Annotated in this window: 21 protein-coding genes and 1 pseudogene; 8 read left to right on the plus strand and 14 right to left on the minus strand. The window is 72.8% G+C overall.

Features of this window, described 5'->3' with window-relative positions; translation table 11 throughout:
• Positions 1-149 precede the first annotated feature (149 nt).
• Genes ACFRFC_RS12235 through pdhA (ACFRFC_RS12245) form a run of 3 tightly spaced genes read right to left on the minus strand, consistent with a single transcriptional unit; the run spans position 150 to position 3,883 of the window.
• Positions 150-1,712: a dihydrolipoamide acetyltransferase family protein gene (locus tag ACFRFC_RS12235; RefSeq protein ID WP_382682803.1), complete on the minus strand. Its 1,563-nt coding sequence runs from the start codon at positions 1,710-1,712 to the stop codon at positions 150-152.
• Positions 1,713-1,722: 10 nt separating this feature from the next.
• Complete coding sequence (locus ACFRFC_RS12240; protein WP_382682801.1) at positions 1,723-2,703, minus strand: alpha-ketoacid dehydrogenase subunit beta; 981 nt, start codon at positions 2,701-2,703, stop codon at positions 1,723-1,725.
• Position 2,704: 1 nt separating this feature from the next.
• The gene (gene pdhA / locus ACFRFC_RS12245) at positions 2,705-3,883 is read right to left on the minus strand and encodes a pyruvate dehydrogenase (acetyl-transferring) E1 component subunit alpha (protein WP_382682799.1); all 1,179 of its coding nucleotides are present in this window, start codon (positions 3,881-3,883) and stop codon (positions 2,705-2,707) included.
• Between the two features lie 358 nt (positions 3,884-4,241).
• On the opposite strand from pdhA (ACFRFC_RS12245), the gene ACFRFC_RS12250 reads away from it, so the two are divergent.
• Both ACFRFC_RS12250 and ACFRFC_RS12255 read left to right on the plus strand, forming a co-directional pair.
• Complete coding sequence (locus ACFRFC_RS12250; protein ID WP_382682797.1) at positions 4,242-4,898, plus strand: response regulator; 657 nt, start codon at positions 4,242-4,244, stop codon at positions 4,896-4,898.
• 135 nt (positions 4,899-5,033) lie between these two features.
• On the plus strand, positions 5,034-5,471 hold the full coding sequence (locus tag ACFRFC_RS12255) for a pyridoxamine 5'-phosphate oxidase family protein (RefSeq protein WP_382682794.1): 438 nt from the start codon (positions 5,034-5,036) through the stop codon (positions 5,469-5,471).
• Between the two features lie 85 nt (positions 5,472-5,556).
• Here ACFRFC_RS12255 and ACFRFC_RS12260 read toward each other — a convergent pair whose 3' ends face one another.
• The gene (locus ACFRFC_RS12260) at positions 5,557-7,128 is read right to left on the minus strand and encodes a protein kinase (RefSeq protein ID WP_382682893.1); all 1,572 of its coding nucleotides are present in this window, start codon (positions 7,126-7,128) and stop codon (positions 5,557-5,559) included.
• A gap of 460 nt (positions 7,129-7,588) precedes the next feature.
• Here ACFRFC_RS12260 and ACFRFC_RS12265 point away from each other — a divergent pair, with 460 nt between their 5' ends.
• Positions 7,589-9,310 carry a protein kinase gene (locus tag ACFRFC_RS12265; protein ID WP_382682791.1) on the plus strand — a complete coding sequence of 574 codons (1,722 nt, stop codon included), beginning with the start codon at positions 7,589-7,591 and terminating at the stop codon, positions 9,308-9,310.
• Positions 9,311-9,430: 120 nt separating this feature from the next.
• On the opposite strand, the gene ACFRFC_RS12270 is transcribed toward ACFRFC_RS12265, so the two are convergent.
• A complete protein-coding gene (locus ACFRFC_RS12270) occupies positions 9,431-9,955 on the minus strand; it encodes a bacterial proteasome activator family protein (protein WP_382682788.1) in 525 nt (174 codons plus the stop codon).
• 221 nt (positions 9,956-10,176) lie between these two features.
• On the opposite strand from ACFRFC_RS12270, the gene ACFRFC_RS12275 reads away from it, so the two are divergent.
• Entirely contained in the window at positions 10,177-10,692 is a 516-nt protein-coding gene (locus tag ACFRFC_RS12275; protein ID WP_382682786.1) for a hypothetical protein, read from the plus strand.
• Between the two features lie 31 nt (positions 10,693-10,723).
• Here the strand turns inward: ACFRFC_RS12275 and ACFRFC_RS12280 are convergent, their stop codons facing one another.
• A complete protein-coding gene (locus ACFRFC_RS12280) occupies positions 10,724-11,707 on the minus strand; it encodes an NAD(P)H-quinone oxidoreductase (RefSeq protein WP_382682783.1) in 984 nt (327 codons plus the stop codon).
• A gap of 231 nt (positions 11,708-11,938) precedes the next feature.
• Here ACFRFC_RS12280 and ACFRFC_RS12285 point away from each other — a divergent pair, with 231 nt between their 5' ends.
• A complete protein-coding gene (locus tag ACFRFC_RS12285) occupies positions 11,939-12,964 on the plus strand; it encodes an ATP-binding cassette domain-containing protein (protein ID WP_382682781.1) in 1,026 nt (341 codons plus the stop codon).
• The gene (locus ACFRFC_RS12290) at positions 12,961-13,809 is read left to right on the plus strand and encodes an ABC transporter permease (protein ID WP_382682778.1); all 849 of its coding nucleotides are present in this window, start codon (positions 12,961-12,963) and stop codon (positions 13,807-13,809) included. Before ACFRFC_RS12285 ends, ACFRFC_RS12290 begins: the two co-directional genes overlap by 4 nt.
• Positions 13,810-13,839: 30 nt before the next feature.
• Here the strand turns inward: ACFRFC_RS12290 and ACFRFC_RS12295 are convergent.
• Positions 13,840-14,526, minus strand: a pseudogene (locus ACFRFC_RS12295) (potassium channel family protein); the annotation flags it as partial.
• A gap of 160 nt (positions 14,527-14,686) precedes the next feature.
• On the opposite strand from ACFRFC_RS12295, the gene ACFRFC_RS12300 reads away from it, so the two are divergent.
• Entirely contained in the window at positions 14,687-15,799 is a 1,113-nt protein-coding gene (locus ACFRFC_RS12300) for a potassium channel family protein (protein ID WP_382682776.1), read from the plus strand.
• A 94-nt stretch (positions 15,800-15,893) separates the two neighbouring features.
• On the opposite strand, the gene ACFRFC_RS12305 is transcribed toward ACFRFC_RS12300, so the two are convergent.
• The 5 genes from ACFRFC_RS12305 to pdhA (ACFRFC_RS12325) all read right to left on the minus strand — a co-directional run bounded on the left by ACFRFC_RS12305 (position 15,894) and on the right by pdhA (ACFRFC_RS12325) (position 22,974).
• Positions 15,894-17,291, minus strand: a complete 1,398-nt coding sequence (locus tag ACFRFC_RS12305) for a molybdopterin molybdotransferase MoeA (protein WP_382682774.1) — start codon at positions 17,289-17,291, stop codon at positions 15,894-15,896.
• Positions 17,288-18,352 (minus strand): NTP transferase domain-containing protein, encoded by a 1,065-nt coding sequence (locus tag ACFRFC_RS12310; RefSeq protein WP_382682772.1) that lies wholly within the window; start codon positions 18,350-18,352, stop codon positions 17,288-17,290. The genes ACFRFC_RS12305 and ACFRFC_RS12310 overlap by 4 nt, the downstream gene beginning before the upstream one ends.
• A 781-nt stretch (positions 18,353-19,133) precedes the next feature.
• Complete coding sequence (locus tag ACFRFC_RS12315) at positions 19,134-20,771, minus strand: 2-oxo acid dehydrogenase subunit E2 (protein ID WP_382682769.1); 1,638 nt, start codon at positions 20,769-20,771, stop codon at positions 19,134-19,136.
• Positions 20,771-21,778: an alpha-ketoacid dehydrogenase subunit beta gene (locus ACFRFC_RS12320; protein ID WP_382682767.1), complete on the minus strand. Its 1,008-nt coding sequence runs from the start codon at positions 21,776-21,778 to the stop codon at positions 20,771-20,773. Before ACFRFC_RS12320 ends, ACFRFC_RS12315 begins: the two co-directional genes overlap by 1 nt.
• Positions 21,778-22,974 carry a pyruvate dehydrogenase (acetyl-transferring) E1 component subunit alpha gene (gene pdhA, locus ACFRFC_RS12325; RefSeq protein ID WP_382682764.1) on the minus strand — a complete coding sequence of 399 codons (1,197 nt, stop codon included), beginning with the start codon at positions 22,972-22,974 and terminating at the stop codon, positions 21,778-21,780. The genes ACFRFC_RS12320 and pdhA (ACFRFC_RS12325) overlap by 1 nt, the downstream gene beginning before the upstream one ends.
• A gap of 191 nt (positions 22,975-23,165) precedes the next feature.
• Here pdhA (ACFRFC_RS12325) and ACFRFC_RS12330 point away from each other — a divergent pair, with 191 nt between their 5' ends.
• Positions 23,166-23,684, plus strand: coding sequence for an Lrp/AsnC family transcriptional regulator (locus ACFRFC_RS12330; RefSeq protein ID WP_382682890.1), 519 nt, complete (start codon positions 23,166-23,168; stop codon positions 23,682-23,684).
• Positions 23,685-23,744: 60 nt separating this feature from the next.
• On the opposite strand, the gene ACFRFC_RS12335 is transcribed toward ACFRFC_RS12330, so the two are convergent.
• Entirely contained in the window at positions 23,745-24,413 is a 669-nt protein-coding gene (locus ACFRFC_RS12335; RefSeq protein ID WP_382682762.1) for a response regulator, read from the minus strand.
• Entirely contained in the window at positions 24,410-25,549 is a 1,140-nt protein-coding gene (locus ACFRFC_RS12340; RefSeq protein ID WP_382682759.1) for a sensor histidine kinase, read from the minus strand. The genes ACFRFC_RS12335 and ACFRFC_RS12340 overlap by 4 nt, the downstream gene beginning before the upstream one ends.
• Positions 25,550-25,714 lie beyond the last annotated feature (165 nt).

Raw genomic sequence — 25,714 nt, forward strand, 5'->3', positions numbered from 1 at the left:
CCGGGGCGGGGGCGGCCTTTTACGTAGCCCCCCCCCACCCGGGGGCCGGGGGGGCCGGGGGCGGGGGGCGGCGGGGGGGTGGGGGGCGGGGGTGCGGGGGGGGGCGGTGACCGCGCTGATCCGCGCGGTCACCGCCTTTCCCGCTCCTCCTAGGTCCAGGTCATCAGCCGTTTCGGCTGTTCCAGGACCGCCGCCACGTCCGCCAGGACCTTGGAGCCCAGTTCGCCGTCGACCAGGCGGTGGTCGAAGGACAGGGCGAGGGTGGTGACCTGACGGGGCTTGACCTTGCCCTTGTGGACCCACGGCTGGAGCTTGATCGCGCCCACCGCGAGGATCGCGGACTCGCCGGGGTTCAGGATCGGCGTGCCGGTGTCGACGCCGAAGACGCCGACGTTGGTGATGGTGACCGTGCCGCCCTGCATGGCCGCGGGGGAGGTCTTGCCGTCGCGGGCCGTGGACACCAGTTCGCCCAGCGACCGGGCGAGTTGGGGCAGGGTCTGGGCCTGGGCGTCCTTGATGTTCGGGACGAGCAGGCCACGGGGCGTGGCCGCGGCGATGCCCAGATTGACGTAGTGCTTGAGCACGATCTCCTGGGCCGCCTCGTCCCAGGACGCGCTGATGTCCGGGTTGCGGCGGATCGCCACGAGGAGGGCCTTGGCGATCAGGAGGAGGGGGTTCACGCGCAGGCCGGTGAACTCCTTGTCCTGCTTCAGGTCTTCCACCAGGCGCATCGTCCGGGTCACGTCGACCGTCACGAACTCCGTGACATGCGGCGCCGTGAACGCCGAACCGACCATCGCCGCCGCCGTCGCCTTGCGGACGCCCCGAACGGGAACGCGGGTCTCCCGGGGGGAGTCGGTGGAGGGCAGGGGCTGCGGCACCTGGATCTGCGGGGCCTGGACCTGCGGGGCCTGGACCTGCGGGGCCTGGACCTGCGGGGCGGGGGCCGGGATCTGCGGGGCCGGTGCGGGCGGGGTCGCCGCCGCGTGGACGTCCTCGCGGGTGATGATGCCGTCCGGGCCCGACGGGGCCACGGTCGTCAGATCCACCCCCAGATCCTTCGCCAGCTTGCGGACCGGCGGCTTGGCCAGCGGGCGGGGGCGCTGGGCGGGGGTCGCCTGGGCCAACTGGGCCGACGCGGCTGCCGGAGCCGACGGGGCTGCGGGGGCCGTCGGAGTCACCTGGGCGGCCGGTGGGGCCTCGACCGGCGTCGCCGGGCCATGGCCGCTCCACTCGCCCTGGATCGCCGCCGCCGCGCCGGACCCGCTCTCGGGGGTGCCCTTGCGGGGGCGCCGACGGGTGGCGGACGCCGCCACTCCGTAGCCGACCAGGACCGCCTGACGCTCCTCCGGCTTCGCCGGTCCGGCGACGGGGGCGGATACCTCGGGAACCTCGGATACCCCAGGTACCCCGGATACCCCAGGAGCCCCCGCAGGAGCCCCCCCGCCGGCCACCGCCACCGCCACCGCGATGATCGGCGTGCCCACATCCACCGTCGTACCCTCGGGGAAGTGCAGGCCGCTGACCACCCCGTCGTAGGGGATGGGCAGTTCCACCGCGGCCTTGGCGGTCTCGACCTCGCAGACCACCTGGCCGTCGGTCACCGTGTCGCCCACCTGGACGTACCACTTGAGGATCTCGGCCTCGGTGAGCCCCTCGCCCACGTCCGGCATCTTGAATTCGCGTACGGACCCTTCGGTCATCGTCGTCACGACCCTCTCCTCAGTACGCCAAGGCGCGGTCGACGGCGTCGAGCACCCGGTCCAGGCCCGGGAGGTACTCCTCCTCCAGGCGGGCCGGCGGATACGGCGCGTGGTAGCCGCCCACGCGCAGGACCGGGGCCTCCAGGTGGTAGAAGCAGCGCTCCGTGATCCGCGCGGCGATCTCCGCGCCGGAGCCGAAGAACACCGGCGCCTCATGGACCACGACCAGGCGGCGGGTCCGCTCCACCGAGGTCTGGATCGCGTCGAAGTCCAGCGGGGAGACCGAGCGCAGATCGAGGATCTCCAGGGACTTGCCCTCCTCGGCCGCCGCGTCGGCGACCTCCTGGCAGAGCTTGACCATCGGGCCGTACGCCGCGAGCGTCAGATCGGTGCCCTCGCGGACCACCCGCGCCTTGTGCAGCGGGCCGGGGATGGCCTCGGCATTGACCTCGCCCTTGTCCCAGTACCGCCGCTTGGGCTCGAAGAAGATCACCGGGTCGTCGCTCTGGATGGCCTGCTGGAGCATCCAGTACGCGTCCGACGCGTTCGACGGGGAGACCACCTTCAGGCCCGCCACATGCGCGAACAGGGACTCCGGGGACTCGGAGTGGTGCTCGACCGCGCCGATGCCACCGCCGTAGGGGATCCGGATCACGACCGGCAGCTTGATCTTGCCCAGCGCGCGGGCGTGCATCTTGGCGAGCTGGGTGACGATCTGGTCGTAGGCCGGGAAGACGAACCCGTCGAACTGGATCTCCACCACCGGGCGGTAGCCGCGCAGGGCGAGACCGATCGCGGTGCCGACGATGCCGGACTCGGCGAGCGGGGTGTCGATGACCCGGCTCTCACCGAAGTCCTTCTGGAGGCCGTCGGTGACCCGGAAGACACCGCCGAGCTTGCCGACGTCCTCGCCCATGATGAGGACCTTGGGGTCCGACTCCAGTGCGCGCCGCAGCGACGCGTTGATCGCCCTGCCCAGGGGCAGCTTCTCGACCGCCATCTCAGACCCCGTCCTGCGCGTCGGCGAACGACGCCTGGTAGGCGGCGAACTGGGCGCGCTCCTCGTCGACCAGCGCGTGTCCGTCCGCGTACACATTCTCGAAGATGGCGAAATGGTCCGGGTCCGGCATGGTCCGGATCACTTCGCGTACTCGTCTGCCCAACGCCTCGCTCTCCGCTTCGAGTTCCGCGAAGAATCCGTCGTCCGTGTGGTTTGCGGACTCCAGATGGCGGCGCAGGCGCAGGATCGGGTCCTTCGCCTCCCAGGCGGCCCGCTCGTCGTCGGCGCGGTAACGGGTCGGGTCGTCGTTGGTGGTGTGCGCGCCCATCCGGTACGTGTACGCCTCGACCAGGGTCGGCCCCTCACCGTCGCGGGCCCGCGCAAGGGCCGCCTTGGTGACCGCGAGACAGGCGAGGACGTCGTTGCCGTCGACCCGGACGCCGGGGAAGCCGAAGCCCTGGGCGCGCTGGTAGAGCGGGACCCGGGTCTGCTTCTCGGTGGGCTCGGAGATCGCCCACTGGTTGTTCTGGCAGAAGAACACCACGGGCGCGTTGTAGACCGCCGCGAAGGTGAAGGACTCGGCGACATCGCCCTGGCTGCTCGCGCCGTCGCCGAAGTAGGCGATGACGGCGGAGTCGGCGCCGTCCTTGGCGATGCCCATGGCGTAGCCGGTGGCGTGCAGGGCCTGGGAGCCGATGACGATGGTGTAGAGGTGGAAGTTGTTGGTGTTCGGGTCCCAGCCGCCATTGTTGACGCCCCGGAACATGCCGAGCAGATTGGTCGGGTCGACGCCCCGGCACCAGGCGACGCCGTGCTCGCGGTAGGTCGGGAAGACGTAGTCGTCGTCGCGCAGGGCCCGGCCGGAGCCGATCTGGGCGGCCTCCTGGCCGAGCAGCGAGGCCCACAGGCCCAGCTCGCCCTGGCGCTGGAGAGTGGTGGCCTCGGCGTCGAAGCGCCGGGTCAGGACCATGTCGCGGTACAGACCGCGCAGGGCTTCGGGGGTGAGGTCGGCGACGTACTTGTCGTACTCGGCGTTCTTGACGCGTTTACCCTCGGGTGTCAGCAACTGCACCAGTTCGGGCTCGGCTCCCGGTGACGTCCGGGTCGATCGCTTACCGGCCGTGCTCTTGGTACCGGCGCTGCGTCGCGGCTTCCGCGCGGCAGTGCTCTCCACGGTCACTCGTGCTCCTCCGTCGGTCCGGCGTACCCGGGTTCGCCGGGTGCTGGGTGTCCCCCCAGCTCCTTTCGGGAGCCTGGGGGAGGCTCACCTGCTGTCCGGCCGGTGCACGGGGTGGTGTGCGGCCGGTCGGAGAAGCAGGCGTGACAGGTGCCCCGGCGAGCACCCCGCGACGCTCACGTTACCCAGTGCTCCACATTTCTGGGAAACCCCATCTGACCTGGGATTTTGCTTGGATTTCCAAGTAAATCCGGAAAGACGGGAACAAGTCCTGGTCAACAGCGTCGCAGGGGGTCGGGACAACGGCACGTTATCCCGCCCAGGCCGGGCACGGGAAGGGTTCGTATGTGAGACTGACCGCGTGTACGAAGACGGAAAAATCAGGGTATTTCTCCTTGACGATCACGAAGTGGTCCGGCGTGGCGTACATGAGCTGCTCGCCGTGGAGGAGGACATCGAGGTGGTCGGCGAGGCCGGCACGGCCGCCGAGGCCCTGGCCCGCATCCCGGCCACCCGGCCCGATGTGGCGGTGCTCGACGTACGGCTCCCGGACGGCAGCGGCGTCGAGGTGTGCCGCGAGATCCGCTCCCGGGACCGGTCCGTGCGCTGTCTCATGCTGACCTCGTACGCCGACGACGAGGCCCTCTTCGACGCGATCATGGCGGGCGCCTCCGGGTATGTCCTCAAGGCCATCCGGGGCGGCGAGTTGCTGAGTGCCGTACGGGACGTGGCGGCCGGCAAGTCGCTGCTCGACCCGGCGGCCACCGCGCGGGTGCTGGAGCGGCTGCGCGACGGCGGCGCCAGGGGCGACGAACGCCTCGCCCGCCTCACCGACCAGGAGCGCCGCATCCTCGACCTGATCGGGGAAGGGCTCACCAACCGGCAGATCGGCGAGCAATTGCACCTCGCCGAGAAGACGATCAAGAACTACGTCTCCAGCCTGCTCTCCAAGCTGGGCATGCAGCGGCGTTCCCAGGCCGCCGCCTATGTCGCCCGCATACAGGCCGAGAGACACTGACCGGAACGGCCCCGGCCCCTGCCCCTGCCCCTGTCCGTCCGGCTCGTCCGGCTCGTCCGGCTCGGGACTTACGTCCCTTCCTGCTCGGGGCCGCCGCCCCTATCCCGGCCCCTCCCCGTCGCACACAGTGGTCAGATGCCCACCGAGAACGCGCCGGCCGACATGTCCCTCGCCACCGACCTCCTCGGCCGTATCGACTACGGCCGGGTGGCGGCCAGTATGCGCGCGCTGCCCTTTCTGGTGCCCGCGCGGCACATCGTGAGCCGCGGGCGGGTGCTGCTGCGGATGCACGGCCGCCACGGCTACCCCCAGGCGTGTGTGGGCCAGGTCGTCGCCTATGGCGCCGACAGCGTGGACCCGGTCCGTCCCCCGACACCCGGCGGCCAGTGGTCCGTGCAGATCGTGGGCGCGTGCGAGGCGGCCGATCCGAGCGCCGCCGAACTCGACCGCCTGGGCCCCGCCCCGCGCGCGGTCGACGGCCGGCCCTACGAGCCGGTCTATCTGAGCGTGACCCCCCAGTTCGCCACGGTCCACTCGACGGACGACGGGCTGCGCCGGCAGTTCGGCCCGTAGGGCCGTAGAACGCGCCACGCGCGCGTAGGGCCTGTTTCCAGGGCCCCGCGCGCGCGTGGGATCAATCGTGTGCCGGTCGGCCCCGTCAGTCGCCGAGGGGGTCGAGCGGACCCTCGGTGGTCGGCGGGGGATCCGTGCCGCCCGTCTCGGACTCCGTCGGTCCCGGGTCCGTCGTCTCGGACTCCGTCGGTCCCGGGTCCGTCGTCTCGGTCTGCGTCGGCTCTGTGTCCGTCGGCTCCGTGTCCGTGGGCTCCTCGGACGGCGTGTGCGTCGGCTCCTGGGAGGGGGTGTACTCCCAGTCCTGGCCGGAGCCGTCCTCCTCCTGTGTGTTGCTCTCCGTGGGCTGCTCGGTCGCCTCGTCGCTCGGCGACTCGCTCGGCGTGCTCTCCTCGCTGGTCTGCGAGGTGGTCGGCGACTGGGTGGTGGAGGGTGAGTCACCCGCGGAGTTGCCGTTGTTCAGCGCCAGGGCCACGCCCGCGACGATCGCGACGACGCCGAGCACCGCGAGTATCCAGAGCTTGCCGGAGCCCCGCCCGCGGTTGCCGTGTCCCTCGAAACCGCCGTCGTCCCGGCCGCCGCCGTACGGCGGGATGATCGGCTGCGGGATCTGCGAGGTGCCGTCGCTGGGGTGCGACAGCGCCGCGGTGCCGGCCGTGCCCATCGGCGGGGTGTGCCGGCCGTCGTGGGCGGCCACCGGGCCGGTGTTCCAGGTGCCGGTGTGGCCGCCCTGGTCGTACAGCATCTGGAGCCCGTACTGGACCAGGCCGCGCATCTCCTCGGCGGTCTGGAAGCGGTCGTCGGGCTCCTTGGCGAGGGCGCGCATGGCGAGCCCGTCGAGTTCCGGCGGCGAGGCGTCGGAGACCTCGGACGGCGGGGTCGGGATGTCCTGGACGTGCTGGTAGACCACCGACAGCGGGGTCTCGCCGATGAACGGCGGACGCAGCGCGAGGAGTTCGTAGAGCAGGCAGCCGGTCGCGTACAGGTCGGAGCGGTGGTCGACGGCCTTGCCGAGCGCCTGCTCGGGCGAGAGGTACTGGGGCGTGCCCATGACCATGCCGGTCTGCGTCATCGTCGTGGACGCGCCGTGCAGGGCGCGGGCGATGCCGAAGTCCATCACCTTGACGGCGCCGTTGTGGGTGATGATCACGTTGGCGGGCTTGATGTCGCGGTGCACGATGCCGTGCTGGTGGGAGTAGGCGAGCGCCTCCAGGACGCCGGAGACGATGATCAGCGCCTGCTCCGGGCCCGGCGCCTCGGCGTTGAGCAGCAGATCACGGATCGTGCGCCCCTCTACCAGCTCCATCACGATGTACGGCACACTCTGGCCGCCCATCATGTCCTCGCCGGAGTCGTACACGGCGACGATGGCGTGGTGGTTGAGCCCGGCCACCGACTGGGCCTCGCGGGTGAAGCGGGCCTTGGACACCGGGTCCTCGGCGAGATCGGAACGCAGCAGCTTCACGGCGACGGTCCGCCCCAGGCGTACATCCTCGGCCGCGAACACCTCGGCCATGCCGCCCCGGCCGAGCCTGCCGGTCAGCCGGTACCGGCCATCGCCGACCAATCCGCCGTTACCCCACATGTCCGGCGCGTCCGACATACCGCCGCCCGCCGCCTCGGGGTCGGACGGGCCCTGAGCGCGCTGCTGTGCCATCAGTCCTCGCCGTCGTTTCTGCCCGCGGTGCGCGCGGTGTTGTCACGGTCTCCGTCGGCCACGCTACAGCCTCCACGTAGGCCATCGGTGCGAGACGGGCGCCCCGAACCGGCCCGCGGAGATGCGGGGATTCACCGAACGGGCCCGTACGGCCCTGGTGCCGCTCGCCGGGGGACCGGCCATGAAACCCCGCGGCCATATCGTCGTGCAAATCCTGTGCACCGGTGGTAGAGACGCGGTAACGCTTGCGCGGCTCTTGCCCCGCGTACGGTCACGGAACGGGCACCTCACTTGACGTGTCAGTGCCCTCGGGCAGACTTGGCCGGGAATAACACATTCGATCACCGGCGGATCGCGGGGAGCACGGCCGCTGCCGCCTGTGCGGACGGGGGCGTGGGGCCATGCGGGCCGTGGGGTTCACGGGGGCCATGGGGTTCACGGCGGCCATGGGGGACGCGGAAAAATGAGCCAGCAGGACGGCGCTCAGGGCCGGTATGCGGGGCGGGCGCTCGCGGGCGGGCGTTATCAGCTGCGCGATCTGCTCGGCCAGGGCGGAATGGCCTCGGTCCATCTCGCCTACGACGCGGTGCTCGACCGGCAGGTCGCGGTCAAGACCCTGCACACCGATCTCGGACGCGAACAGGCATTCCGCGAGCGGTTCCGCCGCGAGGCCCAGGCGGTGGCGAAGCTCACGCACACCAATATCGTCTCGGTCTTCGACACCGGCGAGGACGATGTCGACGGGATGACGACCCCGTACATCGTCATGGAGTACGTCGAGGGCCGCCCGCTCGGTTCCGTGCTCGACGAGGACGTGCGGCGGTTCGGCGCGATGCCCGCCGACCGGGCGCTGAGGATCACCGCGGATGTGCTCGCGGCGCTGGAGATCAGCCATGAGATGGGGCTGGTCCACCGGGACATCAAGCCCGGCAATGTCATGGTGACCAAGCGGCATGTGATCAAGGTGATGGACTTCGGCATCGCGCGGGCCATGCAGTCCGGTGTGACGTCGATGACCCAGACCGGCATGGTCGTGGGCACCCCGCAGTATCTGTCGCCGGAGCAGGCCCTCGGGCGCGCGGTGGACGCCCGCTCCGACCTCTACTCGGTCGGGATCATGCTGTTCCAGCTGGTCACCGGGCGGCTGCCGTTCGAGGCGGACTCGCCGCTGGCCATCGCGTACGCGCATGTGCAGGAGGAGCCGGTCCTCGCCTCCTCGGTCAACCGGGCGCTGCCGCCGGCCGTGGACGCGCTGATCACCCGCGCGCTGAAGAAGAACCCGAACGAGCGTTTCCCGACCGCCGAATCGATGCGGGACGAGTGTCTGCGGGTCGCCGCCTCCTTCCAGGCCACCCCGCCGAACATCGTGCCGGGCGCCCCCGGCCAGAGCGGCGCGGGCGTCGGCTCGGCCGTCTTCCCACCGGTCGGCCAGAGCGGCGCCCCGGTATCCCAGGGGTATCCGGGCCACCAGGGCCAGCCAGGCGGGCCGGGGCTTCAGGGGCATCCCGGTGGCGTCCAGCTGCCGTACCAGCCGATCCCGCCGCAGCAGCAGCCGCCGCATCCGTACGGCGCTCCGGCCCCTGCCCCCGGTCCCGCGCATTCCCCGGCGTACGGGTATCCGCAGCAGGGCGGGTACCAGACGCCGCCCGCGGGATACGCCCCGCAGCCGGGCCCGCCGTCGACGCCACCGCCGTACCGGATCAACCCGCAGCAGCCCGCGCCCGGCTCCGGCGGGGGGCGGGGCAACCGGCCGGTGATCATCGGTTCGGTCGTGGTGGCGCTGCTGGCGATCGGCGGCCTGGTCGCGGCGCTCGCGCTGCGCGACCCGGGCGGGGGCGAACCCGCCGGCGAGGGCGACGCGAGCGCGTCCGTGTCGGCGTCGGCGGAGCCGGGCTACCGGGGGCCGGACCCGGCCAAGACGATCGACAGCACCGAGTGCACCGAGCCGGAAGAGGCGTACAACGACCCGGACATGATCCAGATGCCGGACTTCCGGTACAAGCACATCGACTCGGTGAAGAAGTGCCTCCAGGCGGCGGGCTGGGGGCAGAAGCTGGAGAGCGTCGACGAGAACACGTACGGCGAGGGCGCGGTCATGCAGCAGTTCCCGGCGCCGGGGACGGATGTGGACCCGGAGGACATGCCGGAGATCCAGCTGAGTGTGTCCACGGGGAATCCGGCGTAGGGGGGGCTTCGCGGGAGCCTCGGGAAGTCGTGGGGTCATGAGCAAGGCCCGGCGGGGTTGGCCGCCGGGCCCTTTGTCTGAGGTGTCAGTGGTGTACGGGGGTACTTCGGGGCAGGGTCCTCAGAGGTACGGGCCGCCCGTGTGCGGGTCATCGCCCTCCGGCCCGGCGCCCGGGGGCAGCGCGCGGCGCATCTGCTCCAGCTGGGCCCGCGCGGCCATCTGCTGGGCGAACAGCGTGGTCTGGATCCCGTGGAAGAGACCCTCCAGCCAGCCGACCAGCTGGGCCTGCGCGATCCGCAGTTCCGCGTCGGAGGGGGTGCCCTCGTCCGTGAAGGGCAGGGAGAGCCGCTCCAGCTCCTCGACCAGCTCCGGCGCCAGGCCGTCCTCCAGCTCCTTCACCGAGCTGGCGTGGATCTCCTTCAGCCGTACCCGGCTCGCCTCGTCCAGCGGAGCCGCGCGCACCTCCTCCAGGAGCTGCTTGATCATGCTGCCGATCCGCATGACCTTCGCCGGCTGTTCGACCTGCTCGGTGACCGGGATCTCTCGGGGTTCGTCGTCTCCGCCGCCGAGTGCCATGCCGTCCTGGCCCACGACCAGGATCCGCTGGGCGTTCTCCGGCGACCTATCGTTTCTCGGCATTTCCATGCCGTCATTCTCTCGCACCCGTACACCTCATCACCGTGCCGCCCCCCATGCGGGCCGAACCGGCGCTTCGCCCCGTCGGACGCCTTGGAAATGCCGGTCTGTGCGCCGGATGTGACGCTTGTCCCGTGACGCCTCCCGTGCCGTCCAGGCCATCGGTCGGGTCCCGGGTGCGGTTGGGGCTCGGGGCGGTGGTGCTGTGCGTGGGGGTGGGGTGGGGGGCGGTGGCCACCACGGATGCCGGTGGGGGCGTCGGTGCCGGGAGGGCTGCGGGGGTGTCGTCCGAGCCCATGGTGTCGTCCGAGCCCATGGTGGCGTACGGGGCGATGGTGCCGTACGACACTCCGGTCCCGTATGCCGAGCGGGCGCGGCCCCGGCCTTCGGGTACCGGGAGCGGGCCCCTCGCCGGGGAGAGCCGGGCCGGGAGTCTGCCCGGGGAGGGGCGGCAGCGGCCGGGGCGGGAGATGGGTGAGACGGAGGTGGGTGAGACGGCGGCCGGGGTGCCCGAGGTGCCGGTGGCGAGCCCGCTGGTCTCCGCTCCGGTGAAGAAGCCGGGTGGGGAGGGTGGAGAGGGTGGGGCTGATGGGGCGGATGGAGACGCCGGCGCTGCGGACGAGGTGGGGGACGGTGGGCGGCGGGCCGGGCCCGTGCCTCAAATCCTGCCGCTGGGAAGCGGGCTGGTGCTGATCGGGCTCGGGCTCGGCCTCGCCTTCGTGGGGCTGCGGCTGCGGCGGGGGTGAGAGGGATGGGAGGGGATGGGGGGGTAGGGGCTCAGGAGGGCGTGACCAGCAGGACCTTGCCGATGTGGCCGCTGGCCTCGACCACCCGGTGGGCGGCCGGGGCCTCGTGCATGGGCAGTTCGCGGTCGACGACGGGGCGGACCCGGCCGGCGGCGAGCAGCGGCCAGACGTGCTCGCGGACGGCGGCCACGATGGCCGCCTTCTCGCCGAGCGGGCGGGCGCGCAGGGAGGTCGCGCTGATGGCGGCGCGTTTGGTGAGAAGGGCGGAGAGGTTGAGTTCGGCTTTGACGCCGCCCTGGAGGCCGATGATCGCGAGGCGGCCGTTGACGGCGAGGGTGCGGACGTTGCGGTCGAGGTATTTCGCGCCCATGTTGTCGAGGATGACGTCGGCACCGGCGCCGTCGGTGGCCTTCTTGACCTCTTCCACGAAGTCCTGGTCGCGGTAGTTGACGAGGATGTCGGCGCCGAGTTCGGCGCAGCGCTCCAGCTTCTCCTTGGTGCCGGCGGTGACGGCGACCCGGGCGCCGACGGCCTTGGCGAGCTGGATGGCCATGGTGCCGATGCCGCTGGATCCGCCGTGCACGAGGAGGGTCTCGCCGGGGCGCAGGTGGGAGATCATGAAGACGTTGGACCAGACCGTGCAGGTCACCTCGGGGAGGGCGGCGGCCTGGGTGAGGTCGACGCCGGCCGGGAGGGGCAGCAGCTGTCCGGCGGGGACGGCGACCTTCTCGGCGTAGCCGCCGCCCGCGAGCAGGGCGCACACCTCGTCGCCGACGGCCCAGCCGGAGACGCCGGTGCCGAGGGCGGAGATCCGCCCGGAACACTCCAGGCCGGGGTGGGGAGAGGCGCCGGGCGGGGGGTTGTAGAAGCCCTGGCGCTGGAGGATGTCGGCGCGGTTGACGGCGCTGGCCGCCACCTCGACCAGCACCTCGCCCTCGCCGGGCACCGGATCGGAGACCTCGCCCCACACGAGCGCCTCGGGCCCACCGGGTTCAGAAATCGTGATCGCATGCATGGGCCCGACGCTACCGCCAGCGGCTCCGGCTGCCACCGTGCTTGCCGACAGTGGGGGTGTGCGGGCCTCGCCTTCCCTGGTCCCCCGGACCTAGGACCGTTCTCCCCCGCTACACCTTTGGTCGGGTCCCCGGGAAAAAGGCTGTGCGGAACCGATGAGTTTGAGTCACGGTAAAGGTCTTCCCATGCGTAACCCATGAACGGGGAAGGACCTCCGGAAGGACATCCCACCATGAGTAAGTCGACCTCCGGGCTCGCGATCGAGACCGCCGGTCTGGTGAAGACGTTCGGCGAGACCAAGGCCGTCGACGGTGTCGACCTCGCGGTGCCCACCGGCACGGTCTATGGCGTTCTCGGCCCGAACGGCGCCGGTAAGACCACCACCGTGAAAATGCTCGCGACGCTGCTCCGGCCCGACGGCGGCAACGCGCGCGTCTTCGGCCACGACGTCGTACGGGAGGCCGACGCGGTGCGCGCGCGGGTCAGCCTCACCGGGCAGTACGCCTCCGTGGACGAGGACCTGACCGGCAGCGAGAACCTCGTGCTGCTGGGCCGTCTCCTCGGTCACGGCAAGAGGGCCGCGCAGGCGCGCGCCGATCAGCTCCTGGAGGCGTTCGGACTGAGCGAGGCCGCCGGGAAGCAGGTCAAGAACTACTCCGGCGGGATGCGGCGGCGGATCGACATCGCCGCCTCCATCCTCAACACGCCGGATCTGCTCTTCCTCGACGAGCCGACCACCGGGCTCGACCCACGCAGCCGCAATCAGGTGTGGGACATCGTCCGCGCGGTCGTCGCCCACGGCACCACCGTGCTGCTGACCACGCAGTATCTGGACGAGGCCGATCAGCTGGCGTCCCGCATCGCGGTGATCGACCGGGGCAAGGTGATCGCGGAGGGCACCAAGGGCGAACTGAAGGCGTCCGTCGGGGCCGGCTCGGTGCATCTGCGGCTGCGGGACGCCACCCAGCGGGCCGAGGCCCAGCAGGTGCTGCGGATCGCGCTGGACGCCGAGGTGAAGCTCGAACCCGACCCGGTGGCGCTGACCGCCCGCGTCGGTGGCGCGGCCGGGGGCCACGGCGGCGCCGAGCAGGCCGCCCGCGCGCTCGCCGAACTGGCCCGCAGCGGCATCACGGTCGACAACTTCTCCCTCGGCCAGCCCAGCCTGGACGAGGTCTTCCTCGCCCTGACCGGGCACGACACCCAGACCCACACCGACGACGGCAAGATTTCGAAGACGGAAGGCGGAGTGGCCGCATGAGCACCGCGACGACCACGGACACCAAGGATCTCGCCCCCGTCAGCGCCGAGTCGCTGGCCGACCTGCTGGTCGCCAAGGATCGGCCGCCCCGGCCCAGCGCCTGGTCGGCGTCGCTGACCTTCGGCTGGCGCGCGATCCTGAAGATCAAGCACGTCCCCGAGCAGCTCTTCGACGTCACCGCCTTCCCGATCATGATGGTGCTGATGTACACGTACCTGTTCGGCGGGGCGCTGGCCGGTTCGCCGAAGGAGTACATCCAGTTCCTGCTGCCCGGCATCCTGGTGATGTCGGTCGTGATGATCACGATGTACACGGGCGTCTCGGTCAACACCGATATCGAGAAGGGCGTCTTCGACCGGTTCCGCACCCTGCCGATCTGGCGGCCGTCGGTCATGGTCGGCTATCTGCTGGGCGACGCCCTGCGCTACGCGATCGCCTCGATCGTGATGCTCACCGTCGGCATCATCCTCGGCTACCGCCCGGACGGCGGGGTCGTCGGCGTGCTGGCGGGCATAGCGCTGCTGATCGTCTTCGCGTTCGCGTTCTCCTGGATCTGGACCATGTTCGGTCTGATGCTGCGCAGCGAGAAGTCGGTGATGGGCGTCAGCATGATGGTGATCTTCCCGCTGACCTTCCTGTCCAACGTCTTCGTCAACCCGAGCACCATGCCGGGCTGGCTCCAGGCGTTCGTCAACAACAGCCCGGTGACCCATGTGGCCTCGGCCGTGCGCGATCTGATGGCGGGCGACTGGCCCGCCGCCGACGTCGCCTGGTCGCTGGGCTGGGCCGCCGCGCTGATCCTGGTCTTCGGCCCGATCACCATGCGGCTCTACAACCGCAAGTAGCCGACCGCGGTCCTCGCGGTCCCCACGGTGCTACGGCCGTCGTTCCGGCCCCCGGGTCATCCACCCGGGGGCCTCGTCCGTGGTCGGCTCGACCCGCACGATCGTGATCACCCGGTCCGTCAGCTCCAGCGTGCCGACCGCCTCGTCGTCGTACGCCAGCACCCGGTGCCCGCGTACGACGTTCACCACCAGGTCCTCGATCTCGCGCGGCTTTTTGCCGGTCTCCGCGCGGGTGACCGGGCGTTCCACGATGTCCAGCCCGCTGCCCTGCCGCATCAGGTCCTCCATGACCAGCCCGGCGGCCGGGCTGAGCACGGACAGGCCCAGCAGCCGGCCCGCCGCGCCCGCGCTGGTGATCACCTCGTCCGCGCCGGAGTGCCTCAGCAGGGGCGCGTTCTCCTCCTCCCGCACCGACGCGACGATCTTCGCGTTCGGGTTGAGCTGCCGGGCGGTGAGGGTGACCAGCACGGCCGTGTCGTCCTGCTGCGGCGCCACCATGATCTTCCCGGCCCGCTGCACCTCGGCCTTGCGCAGCACCGCGCTGCGGGTCGCGTCCCCGACCACTCCCTCGTAACCCTCGGCCTGCGCCGCCGCGATCGCCTTCGAGCTGGGGTCGATGACCACCACCTGGTCCTTGCTCACCCCGGCCGCGCACACCGCCCGGATCGCGGACCGCCCCTTGGTGCCGAACCCGACGACCACCACATGATCCCGCACGAGAACCCCTCCGAAGCCTGCGATGTCCGAGCCGTGCTCCCGAACCTACGCCCCGCGCTCCCTCCGTCGCGCGCCGCCGTCATGGCCGTGGGGTAGCGTCCGACAGCATGGGGCCGACCGTAACGATCACCGCCACGATCACCGCAGCAGGGGGCACGCGATGACCGCGGACGAGCGACCGCCCCACCGCACCACGCGGCTGCCCATCCTGCGCTCCCTGTGGTACCGCTCGCGTATCGAGGCCCACGACGACGCGGAGGCCGGCCGGTCCATCGCGATGCCCACCGTGACCGCCAGCCCGCCGCTCCTCCAGGTGCTGCGCCGGCTGGCCATGGCCTTGCTGGTGCTCGTGGTGACGGTCCTGATCGTCTACGCCGACGCCGACGGCTACACCGACAACTCCGACGGCAAGGTCGACCTGCTCGACGCCGCCTACTACGCCACCGTCACCCTCTCCACCACCGGCTACGGCGACATCACCCCGGTCAGCGACGCGGCCCGGCTCACCAATATCTTCGTGATCACCCCACTTCGGGTGATGTTCCTGATCATCCTGGTCGGCACCACCCTGGAGGTGCTCACCGAGCGCACCCGCCAGCAGGTCCGCATCCACCGCTGGCGCTCCCGCACCCGGGACCACATCGTCGTCATCGGCTACGGCACCAAGGGCCGGCACGCCGTGCAGACCCTGACCGGACAGGGCATCGAGCGGGACCGGATCGTGGTCGTGGACGCCCATCCCAAGGCGGCCGGGTCCGCCGCCGACGACGGCCTGGTCTCGGTCACCGGCGACGCCACCCGCACCGACACCCTGCGCAAGGCCGAGGTGCAGACGGCGGCCCAGGTGATCGTCGCCCCGCAGCGCGACGAGACCGCCACGCTGATCACCCTCACCGCCCGCCAGCTCAACAAGCGCGCCACCATCGTCGTCGCCGTGCGCGAGGACGAGAACGTCCCGCTGCTCCAGCAGAGCGGCGCCGACACCGTGGTCACCAGCTCCAGCTCCGCCGGACGGCTGCTCGGGGTCGCCATGATCAGCCCGTCCGTGGCCCGGCTGCTGGAGGATCTGATGACCCTCGGCAGCGGCCTGGACCTCATCGACCGGCCCGTGCGCCGGGACGAGATCGGCCGCTCCCCGCGCGACTGCGCCGACCTGGTGGTGGCCGCCGTACGCGACAAACAGGTCCTCGACTACACCGACCCGCGGCTCTCCCAACTGCGGCCGGGGGACCGGGTGATCACGGTGAGCAGGCCGGTGCAACCGGTCGAGTAGTCGAACGAGTAGTCGAACGAGTAGTCGGTCGATGGTGGCCGAGCAGGTGTCCGGCTGGTCGATGGTGGCCGAGCAGGTGTCCGGCGGGGATGTTTCACGTGAAACACGCGGCGATGCCGGCGCTCGCCCAGGGCAGGTCCAGCAGTTCCGTCTCCTGCCCCGCCGCCGCTCCGCCCGGCGGTACGACGGCCAGCGCGTCGGCCGACGCGATGCCGCGCAGCATCGCCGGACCGTGATAGCGCAGCGGCACCGCCCCGTCCCCGCGCAGCACCACCGGCACCAGCCGGGTGTCGTACGGATGCCCCTGGACGGCGTCCTGGAGCGGCAGCGTGTACGGCTCGGGCGCCGGGCGGGCCGCGAGGGTGCGCAGCAGTGGCTCGGCGAGGGTGAGCAGCCCGGAGACGGCGGCGAGCGGGTTGCCGGGGAGGCCCACCAGGTGCTGGTCGGGGCGGATGCGGGCCAGCAGCATGGGGTGGCCGGGGCGGACCTTGACGCCGTCCACGAGGAGTTCGGCGCCGATCCGGTCCAGGGTGGGGTGGACGAAGTCGACCGGGCCGGAGGCGGTGCCGCCGGTCGTGACGATCAGGTCGGCGTCGGAGGTGGTGACCGCCTTGTGCAGGGCGTCGGCGTCGTCGCCGAGCCGTCGCACGGCGGTGACCTCCGCGCCGAGCGCGCGCAGCCAGGGCGGCAGCAGGGGGCCGAGCGCGTCGCGGATCAGCCCGTCGTGCGGCAGGCCCTCGGTGAGCAGTTCGTCGCCGAGGATCAGCACCTCGGCGCGGGGGCGGGGGACGGCGGTGAGGGCGTCGTAACCGGCCGCCGCGGCGAGGCCGAGGACCGCGGGGGTGACGAGCGTGCCGGGCGGCAGCAACTGGTCCCCGGTGCGGCACTCCTGGCCGCGCGGGCGGATGTCCTGGCCGTGGCCGACCTCGCGGGTCGGGTGGAGCCGGTCCTTGCCGTCGAGACGGCCGTGCTCGCTGCGGATCACGGCGGTGGTGTCGGGCGGGATCCGGCCGCCGGTCGCGATCCGTACGGCCTCCCCGTCGCCGAGGGGTTCGCTCGCCGCGTGTCCGGCCAGCACGCCTTCCGCCCGGACCGTCCAGGGGCCCGGTCCGGCGACCGCCCAGCCGTCCATCGCGGAGGTGTCGAAGGACGGGAGGTCGGTGAGGGCGTCGAGGGGGGTGGCGAGGACCAGGCCGAGGGCGGCGTCCAGGGGGACGGCGACGGGGGTGCGGCGGGCGCCGGACCGGGCGCCGGTGCGGGCCGCGCGGGCGGCGGTCTCACGGGCGTGTGGCCAGTGGGTGGCCTGGTGACGGGCCTGGGCGTGGGTCTGGGCGTGGGGGGCGGGCGCCGGTTCGGGGGTGCCGGGGGGTGCGGGTGCGGCGGAGGGGTCCCGGCGGGGGTCGCCTGCGTGCTTCACGAGGGCGAGCACCTCCTCGACGTCGAAGTCGGCGTCCGGGGCGCCGTGGCCGTCCCGGGCGGCGGGGGCGGTCATCCGGCGGCACCGGGGGCGGGGTCGGCCTGGTTCGAGTGGCCGGTGTCAGGCTGTTCGCCTGTCCGGCGGCCGGTCCGCTGGTCGGCTTGGGGGGCGGCTTCCTGGTCCGGCTGCTCGTCGGTCTTCTGGCCGGACTCCTGGCCGGACTTCTCGCCGGGTTTCCCGTCGGGTTTCTGGCCGGGTTTGTCGTCGGCGTTCTCCTCCGCCCAGCGCAGGGCGAGGGCGGTGGCCTTGCGGGACGCCTCGGCGACCGCCTCCGGGCCGCCGCCTGCCTGCGCGGCTGCGTAACCGACGAGGAAGGTGGTCAGCGGGGCCGCCGGGCGGGCCACCCCGTGGGCGGCGTCGCGCGCCACGTCGAGCAGACCGCGGAAGTCGACGTCCAGGTCGATACCGAGTTCGTCCTTGACTACGGAGATCCATTCTTCCAGCACGTGCCCATGCTCCCTGATGCGTGCCCTGGCGGTGGCGATGTCGTCCCAGGTGTCGCAGTCGAAGGACGCGACCGGGTCGGCGATCCGGATGAGGTCCAGCGTGGCGGTGAGCCGGCGCAGCGGGAGGCCGGTGAGGCTCCCGCCATGCTCGGCGGCGAGGCCGGCGAGGGTGCGGCGCAGTGGTCCCGCGCGGTAAGCGGCGACCAGCGGCTGATCCCGGCCGTCGGGGTCGGTCAGCAGCGCCCCGTCCGCCGGGGCCTGCGCCAGGGCGTCCAGCAGCCGCCGGACGGTCCGCTCCTGGAGGAACGGCAGATCGGCGGAGAGGACCACGAGCAGGTCGGCGTCCGCGTGCCGGACGCCCGCGTCGAGCGCGGCGAGCGGGCCGCCGCCGGGCGGGTCCTCGCGGGCCCAGGCCACCGGGCGGGCGGTGGGGCGGGGATCGGCGACGACCACGGTGATCCGGGCGTCGGCGCAGGCCCCGAGCACCCGGTCCAGCAGGGCCCGGCCGCCGACCCGCACCCCCGGTTTGTCCACCCCCCCGAGCCGACGCGCGGCGCCACCGGCGAGCACGACGGCGTCGTAGGCCACGGGGGGCTTGTGCACGGTCTCGGAGCGCTCCGGTGAGGTCACACTCCGAGTATGCGGGCGGCCGTGATCACAGGGAACGGCGAAGCGGGGCCTTCCCTGCCGGACGCGACGGTTCCCGGGTGAATCGGGGGTCATGCGGGTCATGCGGGTCGTAGGGGGTGTGGGGGTCGCGAGGGGGTGCATGGGTGTGGGGGCTGTGTGGGGTGCGGGGGCGGGGTGGGGCGTGGGGGTGGCATGGGGCGCAACGGCTGGGTGGGGCGCAGGGGATACGGGGGACAGGCCCGGGGCACAGAGGGCAGATGTCGTGAGGGGCACAGGGCTCGCACGAGTCATAGGGCTCATGTCGGTCACGGGCTCGCGCCGGTCATTGGGCTCGTGCCGGTCACAGGGCTCGTAGGCATCGCATAGCTGCACGCGTCACACGGCCGACGCGGATGACACTGCCGCGCGGCGGGCACGGCTGGCGCGGCGGGCACGACTCACGCAGATCACGTAGCCCGTAGGGCACGCACGGCCCGCGTGGCCGCACAGCGCGCACGGCTCAGATGGCCCGCCTGCCTCGCGCGAACAACATCGCCCGCACCTCTCACGTGGGTCGCTCAGCCGACCTGGCTCGTACCGACCGCACGCCCCCGCAGGCCGCCCGGCACGCACGGAACACCCGCCCCCCACGGCCCGCCCGGCGCACGCAGACCCATGGTCACGCGGCCCGCCCGGCGCTCAAGGACGACACCCGCCACCCGGCCCACCCCGCACCTACTGCCGACACCCGGCACCGGGCAGACGGCACCCGGCACCCGGCACCACCCCGCCACCCCCCGCCTCACAACCTGCGCAGCAACACCGCCGGTTGTTCCACGCAGTCCGCGACGAAGCGGAGGAAGCCGCCCGCTGTGCCGCCGTCGCAGACGCGGTGGTCGAAGGTGAGGGAGAGCTGGACGACCTGGCGGACGGCCAGTTCGCCCTCGTGCACCCAAGGCTTGGGGACGATGCGGCCGACGCCGAGCATCGCGGCCTCGGGGTGGTTGATGATCGGCGTGGAGCCGTCGACCCCGAACACGCCGTAGTTGTTCAGCGTGAAGGTGCCGCCGGTCAGGTCGGCCGGGGTCAGCGTCCCGGCGCGGGCCGCCTCCGTCAGTCGCGCGAACTCGGCGCTCAGCCCCTCCGCGTCCCGCGTGTGCGCGTCCCGGACGACCGGGACGACGAGCCCCCGGTCGGTCTGCGCGGCGAAACCGAGGTGCACCCGGTCGAGCCGCACGATCTCCCTGGCCGCCACGTCGACGGTGGAGTTCAGCTCGGGGAACCGGGCCAGGGCGGCGACACAGATCCGGGCCAGCAGCGCGAGCACGGAGATCTTCGGCCCCGTGGCGGCGTTCATCACCGCGCGGGCCCGCATCAGCTCGGTCGCGTCGGCGTCCACCCAGCAGGTGGCGTCCGGGATCTCCCGCCGGCTGCGGGAGAGCTTGTCGGCGACGGCACCCCGGACGCCCTTGAGAGGCACACGGCTGCCGTCGGCGACGGAGGCGGCGACCGGGGCGGGGCCGGACGCGGTCACCGCCGTACCGGACGCGGCCGTACGGCCCCGGGACTGGGACTGGGCCGCGCGCGCCGCGTACTCCACGTCCGCGCGCAGGATCAGCCCGTCCGGACCGGAGCCGGTCAGCTCGCGCAGATCCAGGCCGTGCTCGCGCGCGAGCCGCCGGACCAGGGGGGAGATCACGGGGACGGGTCCCTCGCCCGGCCCGGTGTCGTCGGCGGGGGCCCGGTCCGGGGTGGTCGCAGGGCGGGGGACGGCGGCCGTCGTACGGGCCTCGGGGCGGATCCGGCGGCGACGGGCGGGGGCCTCCCCCGTGCCGTACCCCACCAGGACGTTGCCGGAGCCCTCGGCGGCGGGCGCGCGGGAGCCGTTGCGGGTCCCGGCGGGCGGGGTGGCGTCGCCCAGCGCCGGGGCCGCCGGTCCACTCGCCGTACCCGGGGTGCCGTCGGCCCGCGCAGGGCCCACCGTGGCGGGCGACGCGCTCGCCGCGCCCGGGGTGGCGTCAGCCCGCGCAGATACCGCCGGGGCACTCGGCGTACCCGGCGTGCCATCAGCCCGCGCAGGCACCGCCGTGGCCGACGACGCACTCGCCCCGCCCGGGGCGGCATCAGCCCGCCCAGGCACCGCAGAGCCCGCCACCAGGCCACTCGCCGTACCCGGCGTGACCCCGGAGTCCTCCGCGCCCACCGCGACCGTCAGCAGTGGCGCCCCCACCGGCAGTTCGGCGCCCTCCTCGCCGAAGCGGGCCGTGACCACCCCGCCGTAGGGACAGGGCACCTCGACCATCGCCTTGGCCGTCTCGACCTCGACCACCGGCTGGTCGATGGCGACGACATCGCCGACCTCCACCAGCCAGCGCACGATCTCCGCCTCGGTGAGCCCCTCGCCGAGGTCGGGGAGCTTGAACTCCAGCACCTGTGCCATCAGCTCTCGGCCTCCCATTGCAGACGTGCCACCGCGTCCAGGATCCGGTCGACGCCGGGCAGATGGTGCCGCTCCAGCATCGGGGGCGGATAGGGGATGTCGAACCCGGCCACCCGCAGCACCGGTGCCTCCAGGTGGTGGAAGCAGCGCTCGGTGACCCGGGCCGCGATCTCTCCGCCCGGTCCGCCGAACCCGCCCGACTCGTGCACCACGACCGCTCGCCCGGTCCGCCGCACCGAGGCGCAGACCGTGTCGTCGTCGAACGGCACCAGGGAGCGCAGATCGACCACTTCGAGGTCCCACCCCTCTTCACGGGCGGCCTCGGCGGCTTCGAGGCAGACCGGGAGCGACGGGCCGTACGTGATGAGCGTGGCGCTCCGGCCGGAGCGCCGCACCACCGCGCGGCCTACCGGCTCAACGCTCGGCGGCTCCTGCGGGTTCCAGGTGTCCTTCGACCAGTAGAGCCGCTTGGGCTCCAGGAAGACCACCGGGTCGTCGGAGGCGATGGCGGCGCGCAGCAGGCCGTAGGCGTCGGCGACGGTCGCGGGGGTGACGACATGGAGGCCGGGGGTGGCGATGTAGTACGCCTCGGAGGAATCGCTGTGGTGTTCGACGCCGCCGATGCCGCCGCCGTAGGGGACCCGGATGGTGATCGGCAGCGGCTGGGTGCCCCGGGTGCGGTTGCGCATCTTGGCGACATGGCTGAGCAGCTGCTCGAACGACGGGTAGGCGAACGCGTCGAACTGCATCTCCACGACCGGCCGCAGCCCGTACATCGCCATGCCGACGGCCGTGCCGAGGATGCCGGCCTCGGCGAGCGGCGTGTCCGTCACCCGGTCCTCGCCGAACTCCTTGGTGAGGCCGTCGGTGATCCGGAAGACACCGCCGAGCGCGCCGACGTCCTCGCCCAGGACGTGTACCGCCGGATCGGCGGCCAGCGCGTCGCGCAGCGCGCGGTTGAGGGCGTGCGCCATGGTGACCGGTTTGACGGCGGCGACGGTGGTCATCACCGGGCTCCTTCCGGCCGGCCGGGGCCGCCCTGCTCCGTGACCGGCGCGGCGGGTGCGGCCGGTGTGGCCGGTGTGGCCAGTTCGGCGAGTTCGGCCGTCAGCAGGGCCCGCTGCTCGCGCAGTTGCGGGGTGGGCTCGGCATACACATGGGCGAACAGATCCATGGGGTCGAGCACCGCGTCCGCGTTCATCCGGGCGCGCAGATCGGCGGCGAGTGCCTCGGCGGCGTCCCGCGCGGCGGCCTTGCCCGCCTCGTCCAGCAGCCCGCGCGCGGTCAGCTCCCGCTCCAGCAGCAGGATCGGGTCGTGATCGCGCCAGGCGTCGATCTCGGCGTCGGTGCGGTAGCGGGTGGCGTCGTCGGCGTTGGTGTGCGCCTCCATGCGGTACGTGATCGCCTCGACGAGCGTGGGACCACCGCCCTCGCGCGCGCGGCGCACGGCGTCGGTGAGGACCTCGTGGACGGCGGCGGCGTCATTGCCGTCGACCAGGCGGCCCGGCATGCCGTAGCCCACCGCCTTGTGGGCGAGGGAGGGCGCGGCGGTCTGCTTGGCGAGCGGGACGGAGATGGCGAAGCCGTTGTTCTGGACCAGGAAGACGACCGGGGCCCGCCAGACGGCCGCGAAGTTCAGCGCCTCGTGGAAATCGCCCTCGCTGGTGCCGCCGTCGCCGACCATGGCGAGCGCGACCACGTCGTCGCCCCTCAGGCGAGCGGCGTGCGCGAGACCGACCGCGTGCGGCAGCTGGGTGGCGAGCGGGGTGCTCAGCGGGGCGACGCGGTGGGTGTGCGGGTCGTAGCCGGTGTGCCAGTCGCCGCGCAGCAGGGTGAGGGCCTGCACGGGATCGACGCCGCGGGCGATGACGGCGAGCGTGTCGCGGTAGCTGGGGAAGAGCCAGTCGCGGTCCTGGAGGACCAGCGCGGCGGCGATCTCGCACGCCTCCTGGCCGGTGCTGGAGGGGTAGACGGCGAGGCGGCCCTGTTTGGTGAGGGCGGTCGCCTGCGCGTTGTAGCGACGGCCGCGGACCGCTTCCGCGTAGAGCCGGCGCAGCAGCTCGGGGTCGGCCTGGGCGGCCTTCCCGGTGCCGAGGACACGGTAGGGCTCGGGGTCGGGCAGCAGAGGGGCGGGATCCGTACGGGGCTGCCAGGCCGGCGGCGGTGCGGGCTGGTACGCACCCCGCTGCTCCATGACCGTCATTGCGGCACCTCCTCGGTGGGCGCGGCTCGGACAGACGTGTCGGCGATGACCCGTCTCACCTACCGATTGTTCGGTAGTCGGCACATTTTGGCTACGGACGGCCTCAGGCTGTGGACAAACGGTTCTCCACAGCCTGAGATGGATGCAGTACGTCCATGGGATGGAGGCGGGGGGACATGGCATCTGAACAAATGGCCGACGGGCCGGAGTCCGGCGACCCTCCCGTGGCCGCCGCGCCCGCGCCGGACGCGGAGATTCCGCCGCCACGGCCACTGGACGCCATCGATCAGGACATCCTGCGGATGCTCCAGGCGGACGGGCGGGCCTCGATACGGTCGGTCGCCGAGCGGGTGCATGTCTCGCGCGCGAACGCCTACGCCCGCATCAACCGGCTCATCGAGGACGGGGTCATCCGGGGGTTCGGCGCACGGGTCGACCATGAGCGGGCCGGGCAGGGCACGTCCGCGTACATCACCCTGAAGATCGTCCAGAACTCCTGGCGGACCGTGCGCGAGCAGTTGCGGGAGCTGCCCGGCGCCGCGCACATGTCCCTGGTCGGCGGGGACTTCGACGTCCTGCTGCTGGTCCATGTCGCGGACAACCGGGCCCTGCGCGAGCTGGTCTTCACCCGCCTGCACGCCCTCCCGGAGATCCTCAGCACCCGCACCCTGCTGGTGTTCGAGGAGGAGAACCTGGAGCCGCCTGGATGAGGGAGCGGCGGCGCCACGGTGCGTGGCGTGGCCCGGCGCAGGTGAACGCGACGGCGGTCCCTAGAGCAACCCCAGATCCCGGGCCCTCAGCGCCGCCTGGGTGCGGTCGCGCAGGGACAGGCGGCCGAGGATGCGGGAGACGTGGTTCTTGACCGTGCCCTCGCTGAGGTGGAGGCGGGTCGCGATCTCCCGGTTGGTGTGGCCGCGCGCCAGCAGCCGCAGGATGTCCGTCTCCCTCGGGCTGAGGGGGACAGCGGGCGGGGGCTCCGGGGCGGCCGGGAGGGCCGCGGTGAGGTGCCCGACGACCGACGAGTCGAGCTGGGTGACCCCCGCGTGCGCCAGCCGTACCGCCTGGGCGAGCCGGTCGGCGGGCAGATCCTTGAGCAGATACCCGCTCGCGCCCGCGCGCAGGGCCTGGACGACGTACTCCTCGTCGTCGAACGTCGTCAGCATCACCACCCGGCACTCGGGCGCCCGCGCGCGAAGGACGGCGGCGGCCTCCACGCCGTCCAGTTCGGGCATGCGGACGTCCATCAGGACGACGTCCGGGCGCAGTTCGAGTGCCTGGGCCACCGCGTCCCGGCCGTCCACCGCCGTGCCGACGACCGTGACGCCGGGCCGGGCACGGAGCAGCGAGGCGATGCCCTCGCGGATGAGCCGCTGGTCGTCCACGACCAGAACGCGCACGCCGGGCTCCTCGGGCACGGTCCCGTCCGCCATATCCGTCATGTCGTCATACCTCCCCTCGGTACGGTCACCGTCAGCCGCGTACCGGCGCCGGGGCCGCTGTCGACGTCCAGGCGTCCCGCCACCAGGTGCACCCGCTCCCGCATGCCCGGCAGCCCGAAGCCGCCGTCCGTGTCCCGCGGCGCGAACCCGCAGCCGTCGTCGGCGACGACGAGCCGCGCCTCGTCCCCGGTCAGCCGGAGCGTCACCGTCACCCGGGAGGCGCGGGCGTGCCGGCGGGCGTTGGTGACGGCCTCCTGGGCGGCCCGGTAGAGGGCGGTCCGTTCGGCGGTGCCGTAGCCGTCCTCGGTGCCGGTGACCTCGACGGTGACCCGGGGCCCGGCCCCCTCGCCGCCCCGGGCCAGCGCGGCGAGTTCGTCCGCGAGCGCCGGGCCCTCGCTGCGCAGGGTCCGCACGGACCGGCGTACGTCGGTCAGCGCGAGGGTGACCGAGTGGCGGGCCTCGCCCAGGGCCCGCTCGGCCGCGTCCGGGTCCAGGGCGCGGAACTCTGCGGCCATCTCCAACTGCACCGACATCGCGGTGAGATGGTGGCCGAGACTGTCGTGGAGGTCCCGGGCGACCCGGTTGCGCTCACCGGCCGCGGACAGCTCGGCGACCCGGGCCGCGTACCCCTCCAGGGCCCGCCGCGCCCGCTGTTCGCCCACCGCCACCGCCGCCATCGCGAGGGCCAGGACCAGGCCGACGAAGAGCATCAGCACGTCCGACACCCGCTCGGGGTCGCGGTACCAGGCGGGCACGGCCAGCGCGTACCCGGCGACCAGCCCGGCCAGGGACAGTCCGGCCAGGACCAGGGCGATCGTACGGCCGTACGAGAAGTAGGCGGTGAAGGGGAGGAGCAGGAACAGCACCTGGGCCAGGCCCGAGGTGTCGAGCACCACCACCGCGCCGATCAGGGCGAGCCGGGTCAGCAGCAGCGGCAGGCGGGGCGTGGGACGCGCCCGCTCCAGCGCCTCCAGGGCGCACAGCGCGCCGAGCGCCACGACGAAGCCCGCCGTGCGCCAGAGCGGCGGGCGTCCCTCGTCGCCGAGTCCGGCGGCCGTGGAGTAGAGCCCGCCGGCCAGTACCGCCCCGTACAGCAGTGGTGCCACCCAGCGCACCGGTGTGCGATCCGCCGCCATCCGCGACCACCCCCTGCCCCCGTCGCGGCCAGGCTAGCCCGTGGGCCCGACGGTGCGGACCCTGCCGTACGGCACATGCCGAACGGCCGGAGCGGGGGCCGTGCGGGGTGACTTCCGGCCGGTGAAGTCGCCGTTGTGCATCTGATGGCGAGGGCGCTCCGCCGC

Source organism: Streptomyces sp. NPDC056734, assembly GCF_042790455.1.
Taxonomy (GTDB): Bacteria; Actinomycetota; Actinomycetes; order Streptomycetales; family Streptomycetaceae; genus Streptomyces.

Bases quoted from the DNA above. Each gene is read 5' to 3' on its own strand.
- ACFRFC_RS12240 (WP_382682801.1), bottom strand. From the start codon at position 2,703: ATGGCGGTCGAGAAGCTGCCCCTGGGCAGGGCGATCAACGCGTCGCTG.
- ACFRFC_RS12300 (WP_382682776.1), top strand. From the start codon at position 14,687: ATGACCGCGGACGAGCGACCGCCCCACCGCACCACGCGGCTGCCCATC.
- ACFRFC_RS12315 (WP_382682769.1), bottom strand. From the start codon at position 20,771: ATGGCACAGGTGCTGGAGTTCAAGCTCCCCGACCTCGGCGAGGGGCTC.
- ACFRFC_RS12340 (WP_382682759.1), bottom strand. From the start codon at position 25,549: ATGGCGGCGGATCGCACACCGGTGCGCTGGGTGGCACCACTGCTGTAC.
- ACFRFC_RS12330 (WP_382682890.1), top strand. From the start codon at position 23,166: ATGGCCGACGGGCCGGAGTCCGGCGACCCTCCCGTGGCCGCCGCGCCC.
- ACFRFC_RS12290 (WP_382682778.1), top strand. From the start codon at position 12,961: ATGAGCACCGCGACGACCACGGACACCAAGGATCTCGCCCCCGTCAGC.
- ACFRFC_RS12255 (WP_382682794.1), top strand. From the start codon at position 5,034: ATGCCCACCGAGAACGCGCCGGCCGACATGTCCCTCGCCACCGACCTC.
- ACFRFC_RS12270 (WP_382682788.1), bottom strand. From the start codon at position 9,955: ATGGAAATGCCGAGAAACGATAGGTCGCCGGAGAACGCCCAGCGGATC.
- ACFRFC_RS12335 (WP_382682762.1), bottom strand. From the start codon at position 24,413: ATGACGGATATGGCGGACGGGACCGTGCCCGAGGAGCCCGGCGTGCGC.
- pdhA (WP_382682764.1), bottom strand. From the start codon at position 22,974: ATGACGGTCATGGAGCAGCGGGGTGCGTACCAGCCCGCACCGCCGCCG.
- ACFRFC_RS12320 (WP_382682767.1), bottom strand. From the start codon at position 21,778: ATGACCACCGTCGCCGCCGTCAAACCGGTCACCATGGCGCACGCCCTC.
- ACFRFC_RS12265 (WP_382682791.1), top strand. From the start codon at position 7,589: ATGAGCCAGCAGGACGGCGCTCAGGGCCGGTATGCGGGGCGGGCGCTC.
- ACFRFC_RS12280 (WP_382682783.1), bottom strand. From the start codon at position 11,707: ATGCATGCGATCACGATTTCTGAACCCGGTGGGCCCGAGGCGCTCGTG.
- ACFRFC_RS12305 (WP_382682774.1), bottom strand. From the start codon at position 17,291: ATGACCGCCCCCGCCGCCCGGGACGGCCACGGCGCCCCGGACGCCGAC.
- ACFRFC_RS12285 (WP_382682781.1), top strand. From the start codon at position 11,939: ATGAGTAAGTCGACCTCCGGGCTCGCGATCGAGACCGCCGGTCTGGTG.